The following is a 3,675-nucleotide window of genomic DNA, read 5'->3' as shown; positions in this document are numbered from 1 at the left end:
CGATACCCCCGAGCATTCGGGGCTTTCGAAAATCACTCGAACTGACAACTGAACTCCATCAACTATGAACTATCAACTAACATCTCAATACTCACTTCTCAATACTCACATCTGACTTCTGTCTTCCCACAACCACCAACCAACAACTATCAACCACCAACCAACAACTATCAACCAATAACCAGTAACCTGAAACTCAATACTGACCTTCCAACTTACGACATTCGACTTTGCACCCTCATCCGTCACCCGTCTTCCGTCTTCCCACAACCACCTACCAACAACTATCAACCAGCAACCAGCAACCAACAACCATCAGCTAAAAAATCCATGACTTTTGTCAGTTATAATTGCGCGCCGATCTGCTACCTTGCAGTACAAATAATACGTCATGCCCGCATGAAGTAACCAAAACATACCTTATGAAAATCCTAGCCATTGGTAAAAACTACGTCAACAACAAAGCGGAAATAAGCGCGAACAAAAGCGGTCAACAGATCATATTCTCCAAACCCGAATCGAGTTTGGTTGGCGATAATCGGAATGTACCTTATCCATCGTTTACCAAAGACCTACGTTATGAGGTCGAATTGGTCCTTAAAATAGGAAAAACAGGAAAAAACATTACGGAACAGGACGCCATTTCCCATATCACCGAGATTGGGATCGGCATCGATTTTACCGCCAAGGATATTTTTGATGCCTCTAGGGAAATAAAGGGCCCATGGGACCTAGGAAAGGGTTTTGATGGGGGGGCACCCATATCGACGTTCAAACCTATCGCTGCATTTAAGGATTTGAACAATATCGCTTTTGATTTAAAAATCAATGGGAAGCAATTACAAGTAGGGAATACAGGCCTTATGATCTACAATTTTCAGGAAATCATCGCCTACATCTCCAAATTCATGACCTTGCAACCAGGAGATTTGATCTTTACGGGAACCCCTGCCACAGGTACTGGGCAAATATTCAAAAATGACCACCTACAAGCCTCCATTGAGGGAGCGTTGCTGTTAGACTTTAAAATGATCTGATCATACACCTTCCATTTTTATATCAGTGAACTCTTTGAAATAAATTTTAAAACCATGCATAAAAGAACCACGCTATTCCTTTTCGCGGCCCTCCTGGCGATAGCCGCCTGCACGAACAAGAAAAAATCGGAATCGGAACCGGTTACGGCGCATCAACCTCAGGAACATTGGAGCTACCAAGGGGAAACTTCCCCCGAGCATTGGACCGAGATTGAAAAAAACTCTGATTGTGGGGGCACGAGCCAATCCCCCATAAATATCATCGACAATACCACGGTTCCCATGGATCCCAAAGATAGCCTTCACCTGTTCTATTCCCCAAAGACATTGTTGAGCAAAGTCGAGAACAATGGCCATTCGATACAATTCGATTTTGAAACGGGCGATTCCATACAATTCAGGAATCAGGTATATTACTTGAAACAAATCCATTTTCATGAACCATCCGAACATAAGATCAATGGTGTCACCTACCCCATTGAGGCCCACTTGGTACATATGTCGCAGAACAATCAATTAATGGTATTCAGTGTTTTGGGCGTTGAAGGGGAAGAAAGCCAGTTGTTCGAATTTTTCAAAAGCTTTTTACCTCTTGAAAATGGCGACACAAAGGAAATACACCAAGAACTCGATATTACAAACCTATCCCTCGAAAATAGGGGGTATTATTACTATTCCGGTTCTTTGACCACCCCACCCTGTACCGAAAATGTGAATTGGATCGTCTTCAAGGACCCCATTGTCATCTCCTTGGATGAAGTGTTGGCCCTTCGAAAGAATATGCCGTTGAACAATTATCGCAACGAACAACCCATAAACGATAGAACGGTGTACCATAAGTAAGGGAGATATCGAACCAAAATTGTACTTATGTACACTTTGATAATCCGTTGAAAAACAATACATGAATCAAGTTGATTGGATAGGTTTTATCGGGGTTTTTTTAATTCTATTGGCCTATATCCTTAACATATCCGGAAAACTGGAAAGGAACGACCTACGCTTTATCTTATTCAACCTCCTAGGAGCTGGGTTGGCCTGTTATGCTTCTGTATTAATGGAGTATATCCCTTTTGTCGTATTGGAAGGGGTATGGGCCTTGGTTTCGTTCATCGCGCTACTAAAATATATAAAATGGCACGGGAACGAAAGCCAACCGAAGTGATTGAAAAAGAAGGACTTCTGTATTGAACAAGGGGGAATATATACGTTGAACCTTGCAACATGTGGTTAAAAGCAACGGGGAGTATGCGATTTATGGAATTCAGGAACACGCGTGAACCCCTTTTTAGGATGATCAAACGTAAGAATGGCTTATTATGTTGGTATCGTACTACAATTTAAAGGGAAAGAAATGGATAATTCGGAAAAATTGTTTGTCATAAAACTGGTGCATACCTTGATCTGGCTATTCTTTGTACTGGTCATCTTTTACATCCTATATTCAGGCATTACGGACCACATAAATTCGTTTACATGGATTGCCATTGGTTTGGTTATTTTAGAGGGCATTGTGCTGCTGCTTTTTAAAATGTTCTGTCCGTTGACGCTCGTGGCAAGAAAATACTCCACCTCCAAAAAAGACAATTTTGATATTTTTTTACCGAATTGGCTGGCACGGTACAACAAGAAAATATTCACGACGATTTATCTCATCAGCGTCTTGATCGTGTTGGTTCGGGTGTTATTTGATTAAAATCAATATCAAGGTACGATTTTAGATTGTAGATTTGAGATTGTAGATTTGAGATTGTAGATTTTGGATTTTGGATTTTGGAACTAACAACTTTTAATGTGCAACTGAGTTCCTTCACCTTTTACCCTTAACCCAACACCCGTCACACATCAACCACCAACTCAAATCAACACTTCACTTTGATGGAATTTCCCTACCAATTCCAGGATCGGTTGGATACGGGACTTGTCCATATAGTCAAATCCTTTGAGTTCCTCTTTTCTAGCTTGGGGATCTTTATTGGTCATGGCACCGATTTTCATCATTATACGATCATACCAGGTAAGTTCTGCCGGTATTTGCCTTCCGCGCAAAGCGACGTGATAGATGCGTGACATAAATTCCTTAGGGAGGCTATCGGCCATCCACCCGTTGAGTTTCTCCCCAGCCGGGGCACCGGAAACCGAAAAGAAGATTATCGGTGTATTCCTTAACTCACCCACATGTTTTTTCACCCACTTATGGATCAAGGGCTTATAGTAGATTATTGGACTGCCCAAGATCAAAAAATCGTATTTCGTCGGGTCGGCATTGCCCTCTTTTATTTCAAATACGGGCAAATTGGTCTCTTGGGAAATCCATTCGGCATATTGCGCCGTGCTCCCATACTTCGATGCGTAAAAAATGGCACCCCTCATCATTGCTTAACTTACATTTACGTTATTTGGTATTACAACCAGTGCTAAATATATAGGTCCTTTTAAGAAAAATAAATGACTTTGGTCATATACTTGCGATTTTCGATTCTTTTTTGGCAGTTCGCTATTCTATTTTAGGTTTTGGGTCTTGGGTTTTGGGTTTTGGGTTTTGGGTTTTGGGTTTTGGGTTTTGGGTTTTGGGTGTTGGGTGTTGGGTTTTGGGTATTGGATTCAGGGTATTGGATTTTGGGTATTGGGTATTGGG

Annotated in this window: 5 protein-coding genes; 4 read left to right on the top strand and 1 reads right to left on the bottom strand. The window is 41.5% G+C overall.

Features of this window, described 5'->3' with window-relative positions:
* The first annotated feature begins 422 nt into the window (after positions 1-422).
* The 4 genes from WBM98_RS04350 to WBM98_RS04335 all read left to right on the top strand — a co-directional run bounded on the left by WBM98_RS04350 (position 423) and on the right by WBM98_RS04335 (position 2,733).
* On the top strand, positions 423-1,037 hold the full coding sequence (locus WBM98_RS04350; protein ID WP_424364804.1) for a fumarylacetoacetate hydrolase family protein: 615 nt from the start codon (positions 423-425) through the stop codon (positions 1,035-1,037).
* A 54-nt stretch (positions 1,038-1,091) separates the two neighbouring features.
* Entirely contained in the window at positions 1,092-1,880 is a 789-nt protein-coding gene (locus WBM98_RS04345; RefSeq protein WP_424364803.1) for a carbonic anhydrase, read from the top strand.
* Between the two features lie 61 nt (positions 1,881-1,941).
* Entirely contained in the window at positions 1,942-2,202 is a 261-nt protein-coding gene (locus WBM98_RS04340; protein ID WP_424364802.1) for a CBU_0592 family membrane protein, read from the top strand.
* A gap of 189 nt (positions 2,203-2,391) precedes the next feature.
* A complete protein-coding gene (locus tag WBM98_RS04335; protein ID WP_424364801.1) occupies positions 2,392-2,733 on the top strand; it encodes a hypothetical protein in 342 nt (113 codons plus the stop codon).
* A 161-nt stretch (positions 2,734-2,894) separates the two neighbouring features.
* Here the strand turns inward: WBM98_RS04335 and WBM98_RS04330 are convergent, their stop codons facing one another.
* The gene (locus tag WBM98_RS04330) at positions 2,895-3,413 is read right to left on the bottom strand and encodes a flavodoxin domain-containing protein (RefSeq protein WP_424364800.1); all 519 of its coding nucleotides are present in this window, start codon (positions 3,411-3,413) and stop codon (positions 2,895-2,897) included.
* Positions 3,414-3,675: the final 262 nt, after the last annotated feature.

It is taken from the genome of Maribacter sp., from assembly GCF_049667165.1.
Taxonomy (GTDB): domain Bacteria; phylum Bacteroidota; class Bacteroidia; order Flavobacteriales; family Flavobacteriaceae; genus Maribacter_A.
Note: the sequence above shows the minus strand (reverse complement) of the source record. Positions and strands in the feature narration are given on the sequence as shown.

What these genes read in the sequence shown, in the direction of transcription:
- WBM98_RS04350 (WP_424364804.1), top strand. Translation starts at nt 423, where the DNA reads ATGAAAATCCTAGCCATTGGTAAAAACTACGTCAACAACAAAGCGGAA.
- WBM98_RS04345 (WP_424364803.1), top strand. Translation starts at nt 1,092, where the DNA reads ATGCATAAAAGAACCACGCTATTCCTTTTCGCGGCCCTCCTGGCGATA.
- WBM98_RS04335 (WP_424364801.1), top strand. Translation starts at nt 2,392, where the DNA reads ATGGATAATTCGGAAAAATTGTTTGTCATAAAACTGGTGCATACCTTG.
- WBM98_RS04340 (WP_424364802.1), top strand. Translation starts at nt 1,942, where the DNA reads ATGAATCAAGTTGATTGGATAGGTTTTATCGGGGTTTTTTTAATTCTA.
- WBM98_RS04330 (WP_424364800.1), bottom strand. Translation starts at nt 3,413, where the DNA reads ATGATGAGGGGTGCCATTTTTTACGCATCGAAGTATGGGAGCACGGCG.